The 17519-nt window shown below is 71.3% G+C and carries 15 protein-coding genes; 1 reads left to right on the forward strand and 14 read right to left on the reverse strand.

The window, feature by feature from the left end:
- Positions 1–88: 88 nt before the first annotated feature.
- Genes ABT160_RS09570 through ABT160_RS09585 form a run of 4 tightly spaced genes read right to left on the reverse strand, consistent with a single transcriptional unit; the run spans position 89 to position 4735 of the window.
- Positions 89–1459 carry a GH1 family beta-glucosidase gene (locus tag ABT160_RS09570; RefSeq protein WP_351645690.1) on the reverse strand — a complete coding sequence of 457 codons (1371 nt, stop codon included), beginning with the start codon at positions 1457–1459 and terminating at the stop codon, positions 89–91.
- A gap of 60 nt (positions 1460–1519) precedes the next feature.
- Positions 1520–2359, reverse strand: coding sequence for a carbohydrate ABC transporter permease (locus ABT160_RS09575; protein WP_351645847.1), 840 nt, complete (start codon positions 2357–2359; stop codon positions 1520–1522).
- A 49-nt stretch (positions 2360–2408) separates the two neighbouring features.
- Positions 2409–3407, reverse strand: a complete 999-nt coding sequence (locus ABT160_RS09580; RefSeq protein WP_351645693.1) for a carbohydrate ABC transporter permease — start codon at positions 3405–3407, stop codon at positions 2409–2411.
- A gap of 14 nt (positions 3408–3421) precedes the next feature.
- Positions 3422–4735, reverse strand: a complete 1314-nt coding sequence (locus tag ABT160_RS09585; RefSeq protein ID WP_351645695.1) for an ABC transporter substrate-binding protein — start codon at positions 4733–4735, stop codon at positions 3422–3424.
- Positions 4736–4921: 186 nt separating this feature from the next.
- Here ABT160_RS09585 and ABT160_RS09590 point away from each other — a divergent pair, with 186 nt between their 5' ends.
- On the forward strand, positions 4922–6232 hold the full coding sequence (locus tag ABT160_RS09590) for an ROK family transcriptional regulator (protein WP_351645698.1): 1311 nt from the start codon (positions 4922–4924) through the stop codon (positions 6230–6232).
- Between the two features lie 50 nt (positions 6233–6282).
- Here the strand turns inward: ABT160_RS09590 and ABT160_RS09595 are convergent, their stop codons facing one another.
- The 10 genes from ABT160_RS09595 to ABT160_RS09640 form a co-directional block, all read right to left on the reverse strand.
- Positions 6283–7020: an SDR family NAD(P)-dependent oxidoreductase gene (locus ABT160_RS09595; protein ID WP_351645701.1), complete on the reverse strand. Its 738-nt coding sequence runs from the start codon at positions 7018–7020 to the stop codon at positions 6283–6285.
- Between the two features lie 88 nt (positions 7021–7108).
- Positions 7109–10012, reverse strand: coding sequence for a M4 family metallopeptidase (locus ABT160_RS09600; protein WP_351645704.1), 2904 nt, complete (start codon positions 10010–10012; stop codon positions 7109–7111).
- Positions 10013–10194: 182 nt separating this feature from the next.
- Positions 10195–10902 carry a Type 1 glutamine amidotransferase-like domain-containing protein gene (locus tag ABT160_RS09605; protein ID WP_351645706.1) on the reverse strand — a complete coding sequence of 236 codons (708 nt, stop codon included), beginning with the start codon at positions 10900–10902 and terminating at the stop codon, positions 10195–10197.
- Positions 10903–10976: 74 nt separating this feature from the next.
- A complete protein-coding gene (locus ABT160_RS09610; protein ID WP_351645709.1) occupies positions 10977–11447 on the reverse strand; it encodes a hemerythrin domain-containing protein in 471 nt (156 codons plus the stop codon).
- Positions 11448–11592: 145 nt separating this feature from the next.
- Positions 11593–12159 carry a DUF8788 domain-containing protein gene (locus ABT160_RS09615; RefSeq protein WP_351645712.1) on the reverse strand — a complete coding sequence of 189 codons (567 nt, stop codon included), beginning with the start codon at positions 12157–12159 and terminating at the stop codon, positions 11593–11595.
- 13 nt (positions 12160–12172) lie between these two features.
- The gene (locus tag ABT160_RS09620; RefSeq protein WP_351645713.1) at positions 12173–12607 is read right to left on the reverse strand and encodes a DUF8788 domain-containing protein; all 435 of its coding nucleotides are present in this window, start codon (positions 12605–12607) and stop codon (positions 12173–12175) included.
- Positions 12608–12621: 14 nt separating this feature from the next.
- Entirely contained in the window at positions 12622–13521 is a 900-nt protein-coding gene (locus ABT160_RS09625; protein WP_351645715.1) for a DUF8788 domain-containing protein, read from the reverse strand.
- A gap of 55 nt (positions 13522–13576) precedes the next feature.
- Positions 13577–14017, reverse strand: coding sequence for a DUF8788 domain-containing protein (locus ABT160_RS09630; RefSeq protein ID WP_351645717.1), 441 nt, complete (start codon positions 14015–14017; stop codon positions 13577–13579).
- Positions 14018–14110: 93 nt separating this feature from the next.
- Positions 14111–15661 carry a phenylacetate--CoA ligase family protein gene (locus ABT160_RS09635; RefSeq protein WP_351645719.1) on the reverse strand — a complete coding sequence of 517 codons (1551 nt, stop codon included), beginning with the start codon at positions 15659–15661 and terminating at the stop codon, positions 14111–14113.
- A complete protein-coding gene (locus tag ABT160_RS09640) occupies positions 15658–17088 on the reverse strand; it encodes a pyridoxal phosphate-dependent decarboxylase family protein (protein WP_351645722.1) in 1431 nt (476 codons plus the stop codon). Before ABT160_RS09640 ends, ABT160_RS09635 begins: the two co-directional genes overlap by 4 nt.
- Positions 17089–17519: the final 431 nt, after the last annotated feature.

Consider the following 17519-nt stretch of genomic DNA (forward strand, 5'->3'; position numbering starts at 1 on the left):
CCCCGTGGGGGGGACGAGGCCGCCCCGACGGCCCCCGTCCGGTCACGGCGCGGACGGGGGTGCTCCGGGGCGCCTCGGGCGCGCAGGATCAGGCCTGCGCCTCCCGGTGGGCCCGGATGATCTCCGCGTACCGCCGCCCGCTGGTCTTCACCGTGCGCTTCTGGGTCTCGTAGTCGACGTGGACCAGGCCGAAGCGCTTGTCGTAGCCGTACGCCCACTCGAAGTTGTCCAGGAGCGACCAGGCGTAGTAGCCCGCCAGCGGCGCCCCCTTGCGCACCGCACGCGCGCACGCGGCCAGGTGGCCCTCCAGGTAGGCGGTGCGCTCCGGGTCGTGGACCGCGCCGTCGGGGCCGACCGCGTCCGGGTAGGCCGAGCCGTTCTCGGTGACGTACAGCCTGGACACCCCGTAGTCGTCGGTCAGCCGCATCAGCAGCGCCTCCAGGCCGCCCGCGTCCACCTGCCAGTCCATGTACGTGCGCGGGACGTCGGCCAGGCGCACCTCGCGGGCGTGCGGGACGGGGCCCCCGGGGTCGTCCTCGACGGTGACCGGGAAGTAGTAGTTCAGGCCGTGCCAGTCCAGCGGCGCGGCGATCGTCTCCAGGTCGCCCGGGCGCTCGGGCAGCTCCACCCCGTACAGCTCGCGCATGTCGGCGGGGAAGCCGCGGCCGTACACCGGGTCCAGCCACCAGCGGTTGGTGTGGCCGTCCATGCGGGCGGCGGCGGCCAGGTCCTCCGGGCGGGTGGAGGCGGGCTCGACGGTGGAGTGGTTGGTGACCAGGCCGACCTGGGCGCCGGGGACGGCGGCCCGTACCGCCTGCACGGCCAGGCCGTGGGCGAGCAGAAGGTGGTAGGAGGCGCGCACGGCGGTGGGCAGGTCGGTCAGGCCCGGGGCCATCCGGCCCTCCAGGTGGCCGATCCAGGCGGAGCACAGCGGCTCGTTGAGGGTGGCCCACTGGGTGACGCGGTCGCCGAGGCGCCCGGCGACCGCGGAGGCGTAGCCGGCGAGCGCCTCGGCGGTGCCGCGCTCGTTCCAGCCGCCGCGGTCCTGGAGGGCCTGGGGCAGGTCCCAGTGGTAGAGGGTGACGGACGGGGTGATGCCCGCTTCCAGGAGGCCGTCGACCAGACGGTCGTAGAAGTCCAGGCCGGGGCCGTTGACCCGGCCGTCGCCGAAGGGCAGCACGCGCGGCCAGGCGACGGAGAGCCGGTAGGCGTCGGTGCCGAGGGTGCGCATCAGGGCGACGTCCTCGGGCCAGCGGTGGTAATGGTCGCAGGCGGTGTCGCCGTGGTCGCCGCCGTCGACCGCGCCCGGGACGCGGCTGAAGGTGTCCCAGATGGAGGGGGCGCGGCCGTCCTCGGCCACGGCGCCCTCGATCTGGTAGGCGGAGGTCGCGGTGCCCCAGGTGAAGCCGGCCGGGAAGGCGGCCAGGTCGAGTGCGGGGGCGTCAGCGGATTCGGACACGGGGGTGCCTTTCGTGGTGCGGTGCGAAGGGCGGCTGTGGGACGGTGGGTTGACGGGGCGTCACTTGACGGCCCCGGCGGTGAGGCCGGTGACGAGGTAGCGCTGCAGGAGCAGGAAGCCGGCCACCACGGGGACGCTGACGACGAGCGAGGCGGCCATGATCTGGTTCCAGTACACGTCGTTCTGGGTGGAGTAGCCCTGCAGGCCCACGGCGAGGGTGCGGGTGGCGTCGTTGGTCATGACGGACGCGAAGAGCACCTCGCCCCAGGCGGTCATGAACGCGTACACGGCGACGGCGACGATGCCGGGGATCGCGGCGGGCACGATCACCCGGAACAGCGCGCCCAGCGGTCCGCATCCGTCGACCTTGGCCGCCTCGTCCAGGTCCCTGGGGATCGAGTCGAAGTAGCCGATGAGCATCCAGATGGAGAACGGCAGCGAGAAGGTCAGGTAGGTGAGGATCAGACCGCCGCGCGAGCCGAAGAGCGCGATGCCGGTGGCGTTGCCGATGTTGACGTAGATGAGGAACAGCGGCAGCAGGAAGAGGATGCCGGGGAACATCTGCGTCGACAGGACGGTGACGGTGAAGACGCGCTTGCCGCGGAACTGGTAGCGGCTGACCGCGTAGGCCGCGAAGACCGCGATCGTCACCGAGCAGACCGTCGCCAGGCCGGCCACGATCAGCGAGTTGGTGAAGTAGTCGGCGAGCGGCACGGTCTTCCAGATGTCCACGTACGGACGGAAGGTGAGCCCCGAGGGGATCCACTGGAACTTGCCCGAGACGTCCTGGAGCGGCTTGAGCGAGCTGGACACCATCACGTACACCGGCAGCAGCACGAAGCCGGTCAGCAGGGTCAGGAAGATCCGCCGGGTCCACAGGAAGGAGCGCGGCGGGGCCATCGGCGAGCGCGACGGTGCCGGGGCCGGGCGGGCCGGCGCGGTCAGGGTGTCAGGCATCGGCGGCCTTCCTTCCCCGGTTGGTCAGCAGCAGGTAGGCGCCGGTGACGACGAGCAGGAACAGCAGGAGCAGGACGGACATGGCCGAGCCGGTGCCGAAGTTCCAGGTCTGGAACGAGGACTGGTAGATGTGCAGCGAGATCAGGTCGGCCGACTCGGGGGCGGCCTTGCCGAACAGCACGAACGGCGTGTTGAAGTCGTTGAACGTCCACAGGAACAGCACCAGGACGAGCACCTGGTTGACGGGGCGCAGCGAGGGCATGGTGATGTGCCGGATCTGCTTCCACACCCCGGCGCCGTCCAGGGCCGCGGCCTCGTACATGTCGCGCGGGATGTTCTGCAGTCCCGCCATCACGATGAGGAAGGCGAACGGCCAGCCCTTCCAGACCGACACGGCGAGCAGCGCCCAGAAGGCGTTGTCGCCGATCAGCCAGAAGGCGGGGCTGTCGCCGAGGCCGAGCTGGTCGTGCAGGACGTGGTTCACCAGGCCGTTGTCGCGCTGGAACATGAAGGCCCAGGTGATCACGGCGGCGTACACGGGCAGCGCGTACGGCACCAGGAAGATGGTGCGCAGGACGCCCCGGCCGCGGAAGGACTCCTGGAGGAAGACTGCGGCGGCGGTGCCGAGCAGCCAGCACAGGCCGACCGAGGCGAGGGTGAACACGCAGGTGGTGACGAAGGACTTCAACAGGGCCTGTCCGACGGGGGCGTCGAAGTCCACGGAGACGGCGTAGTTGTCGAGGCCGCTCCACGGGGCGCTGCCCCAGTTGGAGATGTAGAACTGGGTGAGCTCGCGGAAGCTCATCACGATGCCCATGACCATGGGCACCAGGTGGACGAGCAGTTCGAGGACGAGGGCGGGCAGGAGCAGCAGGTACGGGAGTCCGGCGCGGCGCAGCCGCCCGGAGCGGCGCGGGGCGCGCGCCTCTCCGGGCTCCTTGGCGCCGGCCGTCCGCGCGCTGCCGCGGCGGGGGCTGACGGCGGTGGTCATCTCGGTGTCCGTGCCTACTTCTTGGGCATCTGCTGCTGGGCCTTGTCGAGCTTGGCCTTGACCGACTCGGTGGTGACCGCGCGGCCGGCGGCGGCGTCGGCGAAGAGCTCCTTCACCGCGGTGCCGACGACGGTCTCGAACTGGGACTCCTCGGGCACCTGGGGCAGGGCCGAGGCGCTCTTGGCGAGGGTGTCGCGGAGCACCGACAGGGCGGGGCCGTTGAAGGCGGCGTCCTGCTGGGCGGTCTTGACCGGCGGGATGGAGCCGTAGGCGGTGTTGAGGACCTTCTGCTCCTCGTCGCTGGTCATGAACTTCACGAAGTCGGTCGCGCCCTTGAGGTTCTTGGAGTTCTTGAAGACGGCCATGTTGATGCCCGCGACCATGGAGTTGGTCTGGGCGCCGGTGCCGGGCTGGCCGCTGGGCACGGGCGCGGGGGCGACGCCCCAGTCCTCGTCCTTCATGCCCTGGGACTTGAAGGTGGCGGACGCGGTCTGCCACAGGACCATGGCGGTCTTGTTCTTGGCGAAGTCGCTCAGCGACTGGTTCTGGGCGTACTCGGCGTTGCCGGGGGCGACGACCTTGTCCTTGGCCATCAGGTCGACGTACTGCTTGACGGCCGCGACGGCGCCGTCGGAGGTGAAGTCGGGCTTGCCGTCGGGGGTGAAGAAGTCGGCGCCGTGCTGCTTGCCGAGGACGAACACCTGGTGGATGTTGTTGGAGAGGTTGGAGCCCTCGGCGCCCAGCGCCCACTTGCCGCCGGTGCTCAGCTTCTTGCCGGTGGCGACGAGTTCGTCCCAGGTGGCCGGGGGCTTGGCGATCCCCGCCTCGGCGAACATCTTCTTGTTGTAGTAGAGCGCGTACGCCATCGAGTAGAGCGGCACGGCGGCGGGGTCCTTGCCGGGCGCGCCGGTGGAGCCGAGGGCGGAGTCGACGAAGCGGTCCTTGCCGCCGATCTTGCCGAAGTTGGCGGAGTCCCAGGGCAGCAGGGCGCCGCTGGCCTGGAGCGAGGCGCTCCAGGTGTTGCCGATGTTGAGCACGTCGGGGCCCTGCCCGGACGTGGTGGCGGTGAGGATGCGGTTGAGCAGGTCGGACCAGGGGACGACCTCCAGCTTGACCTTGACGCCGGTCTGCTTCTCGAACTTGTCGAGCTCCGGCTGGAGGACCTTCTTGTCCACCTCGATGCTGGAGCCCTGGTTGGAGGCCCAGTAGGTCAGGGTCTTGCCGTCCCCGGCCCCGGAGCCGCCACCCGTGCCGCCGCCACAGGCGGTTGCGGTGAGGACGAGGGAGAGGGTGACGGCTCCGGTGGCGGCGGCTCTGATGATGCGCATGGCTCCTCGGGGGCCCCTTCGGGAGATGTGGAGAAGCCCGGAAGGGCGGACGAGCGCGGCGTCCCACGCTGCACCCTTGACCCCCCTGGCTTAATTTAGGACGTGAGTTAAATCGCAAGGGAAGGTCGCGTCAAGGGTCACGCCGGAGGTATCTTGCAGTCACGGACCTTACGAACTGGGGGCAGGGTGGCAGCGAGGACTGGCCGTACGGTGCGTGACCTGCGTCGGGAGAACCGCACCGCGGTATTGCAACAGTTGTATTTCGAAGGCCCGTTGAGCCGCCTCTCGCTCGGCCCCGCGACCGGGCTCAGCTCCGGCTCGGTGAGCAACGTGGTCGCCGAACTCGCCGCCGAGGGACTGGTGGAGGAGGCCGGCAGCGTCGACTCGGCGGGCGGCCGGCCGCGCACCCTGCTGCGGGTCAGCCCGGCCAGCGGCGTGATGATCGGCGTCGACGTCGGCGAAACCCGCATCCGCATCGAGCTGTTCGACGTCACCCTGGCCGAACTGGCGCGCGTCGAGCGCCCGTTGGCCGTGGAGGGCGCCCCGCACGACGCGTACGAGGTCGGCGTGGTCGTCGGCCACATCCGCGACGGCATCGCCGAGGTGCTGCGCACCGCGGACGTCCCCGCCGAGCGGCTGCTCGGCGTCGGCGTCGGGGTGCCCGGCATCGTCGCCCGCGACCCGGAGCACGGCGCCGTGGTGCACGGCCAGACGATCGGCTGGGACGCGGTCCCGCTGGAGCGGCTGCTGCGCGAGGCGGGCCCGCTGCCCGCGAGCGTGCCGTTCTACATCGACAACGGCGCCAAGACGCTGGGCCAGGCCGAGATGTGGTTCGGCGCGGGGCGGGGCGCCCGCAGCGCGGTGTTCGTGCTCTTCGGCTCCGGCGTCGGCGCCTGCGTGGTCACCGACGACCTGGGCCCGGGCCGGGCCGTGGAGTGGGGGCACCTGACGGTACGGGTCCGGGGGCGCCGCTGCCGCTGCGGCGCCCAGGGCTGCCTGGAGGCCTACGCGGGCGCCGAGGCCCTCCTGGAGCGCTGGCGCGAGGCGGGCGGCCGTCCGCCCGAGCGCACCGACGAGGAGACCGCGCTCACCGCGATGCTGGCCGCCGCCTACCCGGCCGCCGGTACGCCCACCGAACCGGACGCCACCGCGCTGGCGGTCCTGGAGGAGACCGCCGAGTACCTGGGCGCGGGCTTCGCGGACCTGATCAACCTCTTCCAGCCGGAGCGGATCCTGGTCGGCGGCTGGGCGGGCCTCCAGCTCGGCACCCGCTTCCTGGACGCGGTCAGGGAGTACGCGGTCGCCTACGCCCTGCGCTACCCGGCCAGCCGCACCACGATCGGCCTGGGCAGACTGGGCCCGGACGCGGTCACGGTGGGCGCGGCGATCCTGCCGCTGGCCGACTTCTTCGCCCGAGGCGGCCGCCGCGCCGAGACGGAGCCGAAGGAACCGGTCCCGGACTGGGCCTCGTCCCTGAAGGACCGGGCGACGCACTGACGGGCCGGGGGGCCGGAGCGGCCGCCCGGCCCGGGGCCACGGGCCGGGGCCTACAGCCCGCCCGCCACGCGCAGGACCGCGCCCGTCGTGTAGGACGCGTCGTCGGAGAGGAGCCAGGCGACCGCGCCCGCGATCTCGTCCGGCTGTCCCGCGCGGCCCAGCGGGATGCCCGTCGCGATCCGCGCCGGGCGCTGGGGGTCCTCGTGGAAGTCCGTCCACACCGTGCCCGGCGCGACGCAGTTGACCCGGATCCCGTCGGCGGCGACCTCCTTGGCCAGGCCCACCGTCAGCGCGTCGACGCCCGCCTTGGCCGCCGCGTAGTGCACGTACTGGCCGGGGCTGCCCAGGGTGGCCGCCGCCGAGGAGACGTTGACGATCGCCCCTCCCCCGGTGGCCGCCATCGCCCGCACCGCCTGGCGCGCGCACAGCAGGTAGCCGAGCAGGTTGACCTCAAGGGCCCGGCGCATCCCGTCCGCGTCCGCGTCGGCCAGGCGCCCGTTGGGTCCGCTCACGCCCGCGTTGTTGACCAGGCCCGTCACCGGGCCGAGCGCGGCGGCCGCGGTGTCCAGCAGCCGGGCGACCGCGTGCTCGTCGGCGGTGTCCACGGCGACCGCCAGCGCGCGTGCGCCCTCCGCCTCCGCGTCCCGTACGACCGCGAGCGCGGCCCGCTCGTCGGAGCGGTAGCCGACCACCAGGTCGTGCCCCTCCGCCGCGAGCCGGCGGCAGACCGCCGCGCCGATGCCCCGGCTGCCGCCCGTGACCACGGTGACCCCGCGCCGACCTTCCATCGCCTCCGCCTCTCCGCGTACCCGTCGGAGATCAGCGTAAGGGCCCCGCCGGAGTGCGCTCCGGCGGGGCCCTCACCTGCGGCGACGGTCAGCCGCAGCGTCCCGCGGGGCGGGTGCGGGTGACGATGTCGCTCACCCCGGTCGTGCCGTCCAGCCAGATCACCTGGCTGCCCGCGGCGGCGGCCGGGTCGCTCTGCTCGCCCCGGTTGCAGGAGACGCGCCCCTTGGCGGCGGCGCCGGGCGCCCCGTCCGCCGTGAACTGCCACAGCTTGGGCAGCGTCTCGTTGCGGTAGACGGTGTCGGCCTGGAGCGCGACCGCCGTGACCGCGTCCTCGGAGGCCGTCAGCGCCGACAGGTTGAGCGCGCCCGCGCCCGTCTCCGGGCTGAGGTCCACGATCCCGGTGCCGTCCAGGTTCGCCCGGCGCAGCGCGGTCGCCCCGTTGCCGTCGACCTCGTCCACCAGCCAGAACACGTACCTGCCGGTGATTGCGGTCGGCCCGGTGCTCACCCCGGAGTCCACCCGCTGGACGGTGCGGTCCTCACCGGTGGCCACGTCCGCGACCCGGGTGGTGTACGCGTACTCGGCGGCCCGCACCCGCGCGGTGTCCTGGTAGGAGACCTTGCCGTTGCTCACCGAGGGGAAGAACGCGCGGTGGTACGTGCCGCCGCCGACGCTCACCACCTTCTGCGGGTCCTTGACGCTCAGGTACGCGATCGCCCTGCGCCCGCCGTAGTTGGCGTAGTCGAAGGTGACGGTGTCACCGTCGACGTCCACCGTGGAGCCGCCCGAGCGGCTGGAGAAGAGCTTCTTCACCGGGCCGCCGGCGAGCGGCCTGGAGAGGACGTCGACCCCGGTGGAGCCCCACGCCTGCCACACCACGGTCTTGCCGTCGGTGGCCGGATTGACGTGGTAGCGGCCGTCGTTGGGGCTCATCAGCTTGACCTGGCCCTTGCCGTCGAGCCGCCCGGCCCACACCGAGTACGGCTCGTCGCCGCTCTCGTTCGACTTGGCCGCGGCCCACCAGCCACCGCCCGCGCCCAGCTTGGAGTCGAAGGTGTTGACCCGCTTCTGCACGACGTCGGAGTCCACGCCCAGCGCCAGCTCCCAGCCGGGCGCGATGCCGTGCGCGTTGAAGTCCCGCTTGAGGACGTTGAGTTGCTTCGTCGTGGCGCCCAGGTCCTTGGCGGCGGCGAGCACGGCGGCACGGCCCTGGGTGAAGCCGTCCAGCGGGGTCAGGTACTGGGTCAGCGCCCGGTAGACGGCCTTGTCGGTGAAGTCGTCGCCCAGGTCCTCGCGGGCGTCCCACAGGGCGCCGGAGAAGATCGTGGAGTTGAGGTGCACCCCGCCGTTGTCGGTGCCGAACCCGGCCCCGATGTACGAACCGGCGGTCGTACGGCCGTCGTTGAGGTCGCGCAGGGCGCAGTCGCGCGGCGCCAGGGTGCGGCACAGCCGCTCCCCCACCAGGCCCGAGTCGGGGTCGGCGGTGGCCACGCCGTGGGCGGCGTTCTCGATGGCGTTGCCGAAGTAGTCGGCGAGCGCCTCGTTCATGGCGCCGGACTGGCCCGCGTAGACCAGGTTGGCGGAGGTCTCGACCACGCCGTGGGTCATCTCGTGGCCGATGACGTCGAGTCCGGCCGAGAGGGGCTTGTACTCGGCGTCGCCGGAGCCGTACACCATCTTCTGGCCGTCCCAGAAGGCGTTGACGTACCCCTGGCCGAACTGGGTCACGCCCACCAGGGAGTTGATGGTCATGCCGTGGCCGTCGAGGCTGTCACGGCCGTGCTTGTCCCAGTAGTAGTCGTAGACCCGGCCCGCGCCCCAGTGGGCGTCGACGGCGCCCGCGGCGGTCGCCTCGGCGCCGAACTCGGGTGTGGGGGAGCTGAACTCCTCGATCCCCGTGTCCGGCCACTTGCCCGAGACGTCGGAGACGTCGAGCCCCCGGGCGTCGAAGGTGGACAGGGAGTTGCCCTCGTCGGTGTGGATGCGGGTGACGTCGTGCATCGTGTACGCCTCGGACGGGACGAGGACCTTGCCCAGCTCCAGGGGGACCTCCTGCCCGTCGAGCCGGATGCCGGAGCCCCGGTAGCCGGGGCCTTCGTCGGCGCCCTTGGCGACACCGGAGGCCCTCGCGCTCTTCGCGGCGGACTTGGCGGGCTTCGCGGCGGGCTTCGAGGACTTGGCGGTGCCCGGAGCGGTTCGCGCCGTGGACGGCCTCGCGTTGCCGAACGTCTTGATCCCGCTGTACTGGAGCACCGGGAAGCCCGCGTTCGCGTCCACGTACACCTCGCGCAGCACCGGCTCCCCGGTCGAGGGGTCGGAGCCGCGCACGGTGACGCGCAGTGCGAGGACGCCGCTGCCGGTGGGCAGGACGACCAGGCCGCGGGAGGTGCCGGTGACCGGCGGCTCGCCGCTCTCGGTGAGCACCGGGCGGCCGTCGTTGAGCTGGCCGGTGACCGCGTCCACGGCCCGCTCGACGGCCAGCGACTCGTCCACGGCGGCGGTGGTACCGGTGGTCAGGCCGGTGAAGTACGCGCCGGACGTGCCGGTGACGACGCGCGCGCCGCCCCGGTTCTCCATCCGCACCACGTACTGGCCGCCGAGCACCGGCACGCCCCGGTGCCGCTGCTGGAGCCGCACCGTCTCCTGGCCGCCCGCGCCCGTGCTGGTGCTCAGCGGCGCCAGGTCGCGGGCCGGGTCGGCGATGCGGTAGCGCTCGCGCTTGCCCTTGAGGTACGCGCGCGCCGCCCCGGTCGCGTCCGGGGCGGCCGGGGCCGCCTCCCGGATGCCGTCGACGAGGGCGGGCGTCTCGGTGCTCCGGCCCGGCAGCACCTCGCCGGGCGCGGCGGGCGCGGGCCCGGGCTGCGCCGCCGAGGCGGGCGGTACGGAGACGACGAGCGCGACGGCGCCGAGCAGCGCCGTCGCACCGAGCGCGGTCCCCCGCCGCGCCGTACCGACTCCGGGTCTGATGATGCCTGTTGATCGGTGCGCCACGTTCTCCCCATCCCCCTGCACAGGTCCTGCCGACGGCGTCCACCGGCGGCAGGCGCCATGCAAGCGGTGTTGCGGCCCGGCATCAATGGGGCGGGGGTGGCCACCGGCGACTTCCGGACGCGCGGAAGGCCGCGTCCCGGTTGGGGAGGCCCGGCCGTCCCGCCCGGGTCGGGGGAGGCCGGTCAGCTGAGCAGGCGCACCCGGATCGGCTTCTCGACGACCTCTCCGTCGCGGACGGTGACGCGGACGGCCTTGGCCTTGGGGTCGGAGGAGATCGCCCGCACCAGGACGCGGCCGTCGAAGTGCAGCCCGACGAGGTTGTCCACGCCGTAGCCGGTGGGCAGGACGCCGTCGAGCAGGGCGCGGTGGAAGACGGGGCGGCGGCCGTCCTCGGCGTCGTAGTGCGGGCAGAACCACTCGTCTATCAGGCGCAGTCCGCGCGGGAGCGCCTGGTAGGGCAGGCCGAAGGAGTCGGTGGTGCCGCCGTAGAACCAGCAGATGCCGCCCGCGCTGCCGCCGGTGAGCACCTTGCCGTTGCGCCACGCCTCGCGCAGCAGCGCGTCGACGCCGTGCAGGTGCCACACGTCGTACATGTTGGCCGTGTTGCCGCCGCCGACGGTGATGACGTCGAACGACATCAGGTACTCGGGCAGGTCGGCGACCGATACGGTGCGGGCGAACAGCGCGAGGTGGTGCGGCTCGCAGCGGTCGGTCCCGTACGTCCGGTAGAAGCTCTCGACGTACCCCGCGTCGTCGCCGCTGGCGGTCGGCAGGAACAGCACCCGGGGGCGGCGCTTGCCGGTGAGCCGCAGGACGTACTCGTGGTAGGGGTCGTCGTGCCGGTCCATCATCGCGCGTCCCGCGCCGCAGGCAACCACATGGCCAGTCATGAGCCGTCAACTACCCGTGCCCCACGGGGAACATGCGTTCCCCGCGTCCCGGTGCGCACGTTGGCGGGATGCGGTCAGGGCGCTTCGGGACCGGCCTGCGGGTGGGCCTCGCGCCAGGCCGCCATCGAGGCGTTCCACTCCTCGCCGGTGAGTGCGGTGAGGGAGGCGGGGAAGAGGCCGTCCTCCTCCTTGGCGATGTGGTGGTGCAGTTCGTCGACGGCCGCCACGACCTTGGCGCGGTCGTCCGCGTCGGCGAGGTCGACGGTGGCCAACAGCTCCGCCAGCTCGCGGTGTTCGACCTCGAGGGCCTCGATGTAGGCGCGGTACTCCTCGTCGCGGCGCATCACCGCGAACAGCCCGTTCTCCTCGCCCCGCCAGTGCACGTCCAGCTCGCCGGCCATCCGGCGCAGCAGCTCGGCGGCGCGCACGGTGTCGTCGCGCTCCAGGGCGCGGACGGCGTCGCCCGCCAGGTCGGTCACCGACTCGTGCTCGGCGATGAACTCCTTGATCAGGGGGATGTCGCGGCAGCCGCAGTAGTGGCACACGGCAGGGTCCTTTGCGTTCCGGTTCGGGGGCTTTGCCACCTTATCGGAGGGGTGTCCCGGATCCCGTAGCCATGGCCCGTGACCGGACGCGCACGGAGGGCGCCCGGCGGGCCGTAACGGCCCGCCGGGCGCCCTCGCGCCGCCGTCAGACCTCCAGGATCCGGATCGACGGGTGGTCCACGGTGTTCAGGTACAGCTTCTCCTTGGTGTGGGGCTGCTCCAGCTCCACGATCAGCCGGTAGCGGTACAGACCGGGCTTCGCGGTGGGCAGCACGGTGCCGGCCCAGTAGTAGTAGACCGGGGTCCACTTGTCCCGCATCCGGTCCGGCGCCCCGTAGATCTTCAGCTCGGCGAAGATCCGGCGCTCGGAGACGTCCTCCTCGTCACCGCGCTCGGTGTCGAGGAACACGATGCTGTTGATCTTCGGCATGGGCGGCCAGGTGCCGTCGATCCGCTTGTCCATGTCGATGGGCCGGATGATCCAGTTGATGACCTGGCCCTGCTTGCAGACGGTCTCCAGGTTGTTCCTGCCCTGGCCGTCACCGCCGATGCTGTTGTCCATCATGTACATCGACTCGGCCAGCGAGCCGGTCTCGACCGCCCGCTCCATGTCGACCAGGGTGACGATGTTCAGCTGGACGGAGTTGAGCTGGCCCGGGTTCTGCTTCTGCTCCTGCTGCTGGCCCTGCTTCTGCTTCGTGCTGGTGGTCATCGCTTCTCCCCCTCTAGCCGACGAGGCTCGGCGTCAGCGTGGTCGTGATCGCCGCGTCCCGCGAGCCGACCCTGAACTTGATGTGGTACGGCACTCCGGAGGGGCTGTCCTTCTTCACCACGCCGGTCCAGTACGCCACGTCCGTGCCCGGGTAGACCTTGCGCACCGGCTCGATCACCTCGGGGTCGATCTCGATCCCGTCGATCGCCACGTACGCCTCACACTCGAGCGCGAGCACCGACCAGAGGACCTCGTCGCCCCGGCGCACCCGGGTGTGCAGCTCCTCGGTGCCCAGTCCGGACGAGCCGGACGTCTTGTTGGTGTCGTACAGGTACAGGTTGCCGTGCACGCTGCCGGTGGCGAGGGCGCCGACGGCGTCCACGACGGCCGTGATCGAGACGGGCCGCGACTTGGCGACGCCGTTGTCCCGCTTGACCCTGGTGGCCATGTGCCGCTCCTTGTCTAGATGTAGGGGGTGGGCTGACCGCCGCTGAACTGCGGCCCCGCGGCCGGCTGCGGGACGGCCGACGGGGGCGCGGGCGTCACGCTGGGCGGCGGGCCGGACGGCGTCTTGGCCATCTGCGGGATCGACAGGTCCGCCATGCCCGCGCCGGTGAAGCCGTTGCGCTTGGGCTCGGAGGTGATCCACAGCTTGGACTCGCAGGTCAGGTTGACCGGCTCCCAGAGGACCTCGCTGCCCTGCTCCACCAGCTTGTGCAGCTGGATGCGCATCGTGTACGAGTACGTGCCCGGCCGCGAGGTGTCGACCGTGGCCGACCAGTACCAGCCGTCGGTCACCATGTCCGGCGAGCCGTACTCCGCCGGGTACATGATCTTCTCGTCCACGGCCTCGCCGTAGACGTCGGTGATGACCGGGCCGGGGTAGCTGTAGCCCGCGGTGCCGTCGGTGACGACCTGGCCGGTGACGTCGAGGACCTTCTGGCCCGACAGGCGGCCCCGGGTGCGCCGGGTGGTCTTCACCCGGGTGCCGGCCACCTTGCGGATCTGGGCCAGCTCGGCCGCCGGGTCGGCGCCGGGGACGCCGGGCTTGGCGGTGAGCGCGTCCAGCTCGGCCAGGGCCTGCGCGTCGGACTGCCGGGCGCGGTTGGCCTCGTAGCTGCGGGGCACCGTCGGCGGGATCGAACCCAGGCTGTACGGGAGCCAGTTGAGGACCTGCTCGATGGCCTGCGAGCCGTCGAACCAGGTGCCGCCGTGGATGGCGGTGACCAGCTCGCCGGTGCCCTGCCCCTCCGAGCCGTGCAGCTTCATGTTGTCGAACAGGTAGGTGTTGCCCTGGAGGGTGTTCTGCTCGATGGCGCTTCCGACGTCCACGAGCACGATGATCGCTAGCTGCTGGGCCATGACTCCACCTCGTCGTCCTTGGTCGGGGCGTGCGGGACGGGGACCTGTGCCCCGCTCATACGCGCATCAGCGCGGGCGACTCCACGGAGAGCACGCTGTGCTCGCCCTCGTACATCTGCAGCTCCAGGCGGTACTTGTGCACCACGCCGGGCACGAGGGAGGCCGGGACCACGCCCGCCCAGTGGTTCAGGTCGAGCTTCTCGCCCTCGTCGGCACCGCCCGCGGCGCCGTTCGTCAGCGGCGTGGCGACGCCGTCCGGGCCGAGGAAGGAGATGCTCTTGATCTCCACGGGGGTCTGGAGGTCCACCGCCAGGGACGTCCACTGGATGACCTGGCCGGGGCGGACGTGCGTGGTCAGGTGCGGGGTGCCCTGGCCGGTGCTCTTGTAGTCGCCGTTGTCGATCAGGCAGAGGTTGCCGTTCTGCAAGGTCTGGCCCGACAGGGCGCCGATCACGTCGACCACGGCGATGATGTTGACCTGCGGTTTGAGTGCCATTGATTCCTCCTGCGTCGTCTTGCCCGCGGCGCCGGGCGGCACGGGTCGCCGCACGGCCCGGGGGCGTTCCGGGGCGTGGGGAGCCGGATGCCGCTAGCCGCGGTCGCGGACCAGCGGGACCTTGCCGACGGCCGTGCGCTCGATCTCCGGCGAGTAGCGCGGCACGAAGACCAGCCGCAGCGTGTAGCCGGTCTTCTCGATCGAGAACGGATTGGCCTCCCCCGCGTTGAACAGCGACAGGGAGCGCGGCAGGGCCGTGACGAACACCCGGTGCAGGCCCTGCGGGCCGAGCATGGTGTCCGTGCGGTAGTTCAGGCCGATGACGTCGTCCACGGCGGCGTACAGCGTGATGGTCTTGTCCTCGCGGTGGTTCACGAACTGGACCTCGTGCGCCACCTCGTCGAGGTCGACGACCCCGCCGGCCTTGAGCTCCTCGCGCAGCGAGGTGAGGGCGCGGGCCGCCGAGTACTGGCTGTCGTTGAGGTGCAGGACGTCCCCGGTGCGCCCGGCGAACTCGAACTGCTGGGCCTTGAGGCCCGGGCCCTCCAGGCGCGGCCTGCGGATCATGCGGTCGCCCAGCTTCAGGCGCAGCAGCGGCGCCTCGTGGGCGTGCAGCCGGGTGACGACGAGCTCGCCCTCCTCGCCCTCGGAGACCCAGCGGCCGTTCTCGTCGACGATCTCGATGAGGTGCAGCCCGGGGACCGCGGTGAGGGCCGGGGAGGCCTCGGTCAGCTGGAGCCCGATGGTCTCCGCCTGGGTCGCGGCGAAGTAGCTGAGGATCGCCAGGTTCGGGTAGAGCGCCTTGAGTTCGACGCGCTTGCGCTGGGGCAGCACCCCGGAGCCGTACAGCGCGACGCGGAAGCTCTCGCGGGACTTCTCGCTCATGCCCTGGCCCAGCTCGGCGAGGATCGCGATGCCGGCCGAGATGCCCATCAGGGCCTTGGGGCCGCGGTAGGAAAACATGTGCTCCAGGACCGGGGCGGTGACGGGTCCGGCGCCGATGTAGTTGACGCCGGGGACGCTCTGGAGCACCCCGCCGACCATCGTGCCGCTGGACCACATCTGGTAGTCGGCGAGCGTGGTGAGCAGCCACTTGGGGTCGACGCCCTGGAGGTAGCGCTCCAGCTGGTACGTGCCCATGAAGCGGCCGGCCACCTGGTAGGTGTCCTGGAGTTCGCGCAGCGAGTACACGATCTCCAGCGGGGTGCCACCACTGGTGCCGCCGCTGGCGACGACCTCGAAGCCGCCCCGGTCGTGCGGGACGACCATGCCGGGCCGGTCGCCGGTGAACATGTCCCGCTGGACGTCCTTGTCGGACAGCGGGACGCGCTGCCAGTCCGCGTAGCTCATCGGGGTGTCGATCACCCCGGCGGCGTCCAGGCGTTCGCGCCACAGCGGGTTGAGCCGCATGGTGTGGTACATCTGCTGGAGCCTGCGCAGCACCAGGGCGTCCTGGACCTCGTGCGAGATCTCGCTGTACGGGGTCTGGCAGACCCGCTCCGCCTCCCTCATCTTGCTCGCGAACGAGGGGAGTTGGGTGACGGCGTCGACGGTCTGCGGGGTGAGTTCCCAGTCGGGGATGAGCCAGTTGACCAGTTCCTGCGTGCCGTGGGGCGGCGCCGCGGTCAGCTGTGAGTTGTTCACCTTGCCTGGCCTGCCTTTCGGATCTCGCCGAGGAGCATCTGGACGTGCTCGGTGGTCACTTGGTGGTTCATCATGACCACGCGCAACGCGGCCACCTTGTCCACGTCGACCTTGGAGATGAAGAATCTCCCTTCGCTCTTGACGCGGTTCCTGATGTTCACCTGCAATTCATGGATTTCTTCCTCCCGAACCCCTTCGGGGCGGTAGCGGAAGCACAGGATGTTCGCGTCGGGTTCATGCAGGGTCTCGAAGTCCGGTTGCTTTTCGAGAATTCCGTGGACTTCACGGGTCAACCGGCAGAGGTAGTCGATCTTGTCGGCGAACAAGGACTTCCCGTAAATGGCCCACAACACCCAGAGGGTCATGATCATCGGGCGTTTGGTGCATTCGAAGTTCTTGTCCCCGCTGTCGAGCGCCGTGTAGATGTCGGGCTGTTCGTCGAACACGTAGCTCGCGGTCTGCCGGAAGGCGCCGCGGGCCATGGCGCCGTCGCGGTAGAAGAGCAGCGTGCAGGGTCCGGGGACGAACATCATCTTGTGCGCGTCCCAGGCGAGCGAGTCCACCTGGTCCACGCCGCGCAGCTTGTGCCGCAGCTCGTCCGAGACCAGCAGGCTGGCCCCGTGCGCGCCGTCCACGTGCAGCCACAGGTTCCGCTCGCGGGCGATGACGGCCAGTTCGTCCAGCGCGTCGAAGGCCCCGGTCGGGGTGGTGCCCGCGGAGGCGACCAGGCAGAAGACGTTCAGCCCCTGCCGCTCGGCCTCCTCCAGGACGGGGCGCACCCGCGCCGTGTCGATGCGGTAGTGCTCGTCCAGCGGCAGCCGCACGATGCGGTCCTCGCCGATGCCCATCACCCCGGCCGCGCGGGACACGCTGTAGTGCGCGTCCGCGCCCACCGCGATGGCCGGCGCCTCGGGTCCGCGCACGGCGGAGCCGCCGCGCGACCAGTAGCCGGGGAACGCCCGGTTGCGGGCCGCGAGCAGGGCGGTCAGGTTGGCCAGCGAGCCGCCGGAGGTGGTGATCATGCCGAACCGCTCGGGGTCGAAGCCGATGAAGCGGTTCAGCTCCTCGGCCATGATCCGCTCGGCGACGCTGGGCAGCTGGGCCGCCTCGTAGAACGAGGACGGCTGGTTGACCACCGAGCTCACGAAGTCGACGACGCCCGACAGCGGTACGACTCCGGAGAACTGGCGGCCCATGTAGCCGGGCGAGTGGACCTGGATCCCGGTGCGGACGTACAGGTCGACGATGGCGGCGAGCCGGTCCTCGTCGAAGGGCGCCGGACCTTCCCCTTCCGCCTTCATCAGCGCTCTGGCCGCCTTGGTCAGATGCGCGGGGTCGGTGAGTTCCAGGCCCCGGATCGAATGGTCGGCCAGGTGCTTCTCCAGGCGGCCGAGAACGGTCTCGGCGTTCTCCCGGAACAGCTGCACGTCAAACGCGTCGAGCAATAAACCACTCAGGGGCGATTCCGTCACGTAGATCTCCTTCGGGTTCTCCCCGTTCCACCCTGGGATGGAATTCGGGCATGGCAAAGGAAAGCGACGAGCAGGTGTGGGGGGTGATGCGGGACCCACCGTAGGGTCATTGCGCCGCGGCGTTGGACATTTCTCGGGGTACTGTCCGAAAGTCGGTACAACCCTCGATCGGGCGGTCGGAACCCTTTCGCCCCACCCGGTCACATGCGCATCGCACGTGACGGGGCCCTGTGCGCGGTTTCAGGAAAGGCCCGGACCTGGGCGGCGGAAGGCCTCGGCACCGGTCGGGCCAGGCAGCCCACGGAAAGGGAGCCTGGGGTTACCAGTTGGCGGGGTGCGTTTCCTGCCAACGGGGGATGTCGAAACCGGCGGAATCGAGCCGGGGC

Origin of the sequence: Streptomyces sp. NPDC001941 (genome assembly GCF_040296945.1) — a bacterium.
In the GTDB taxonomy this organism is placed as follows: domain Bacteria; phylum Actinomycetota; class Actinomycetes; order Streptomycetales; family Streptomycetaceae; genus Streptomyces.

Coding starts and splice junctions, on each gene's coding strand:
- ABT160_RS09575 (WP_351645847.1), bottom strand. CDS start 2,359: ATGGCCCCGCCGCGCTCCTTCCTGTGGACCCGGCGGATCTTCCTGACC.
- ABT160_RS09580 (WP_351645693.1), bottom strand. CDS start 3,407: ATGACCACCGCCGTCAGCCCCCGCCGCGGCAGCGCGCGGACGGCCGGC.
- ABT160_RS09585 (WP_351645695.1), bottom strand. CDS start 4,735: ATGCGCATCATCAGAGCCGCCGCCACCGGAGCCGTCACCCTCTCCCTC.
- ABT160_RS09595 (WP_351645701.1), bottom strand. CDS start 7,020: ATGGAAGGTCGGCGCGGGGTCACCGTGGTCACGGGCGGCAGCCGGGGC.
- ABT160_RS09605 (WP_351645706.1), bottom strand. CDS start 10,902: ATGACTGGCCATGTGGTTGCCTGCGGCGCGGGACGCGCGATGATGGAC.
- ABT160_RS09615 (WP_351645712.1), bottom strand. CDS start 12,159: ATGACCACCAGCACGAAGCAGAAGCAGGGCCAGCAGCAGGAGCAGAAG.
- ABT160_RS09620 (WP_351645713.1), bottom strand. CDS start 12,607: ATGGCCACCAGGGTCAAGCGGGACAACGGCGTCGCCAAGTCGCGGCCC.
- ABT160_RS09625 (WP_351645715.1), bottom strand. CDS start 13,521: ATGGCCCAGCAGCTAGCGATCATCGTGCTCGTGGACGTCGGAAGCGCC.
- ABT160_RS09630 (WP_351645717.1), bottom strand. CDS start 14,017: ATGGCACTCAAACCGCAGGTCAACATCATCGCCGTGGTCGACGTGATC.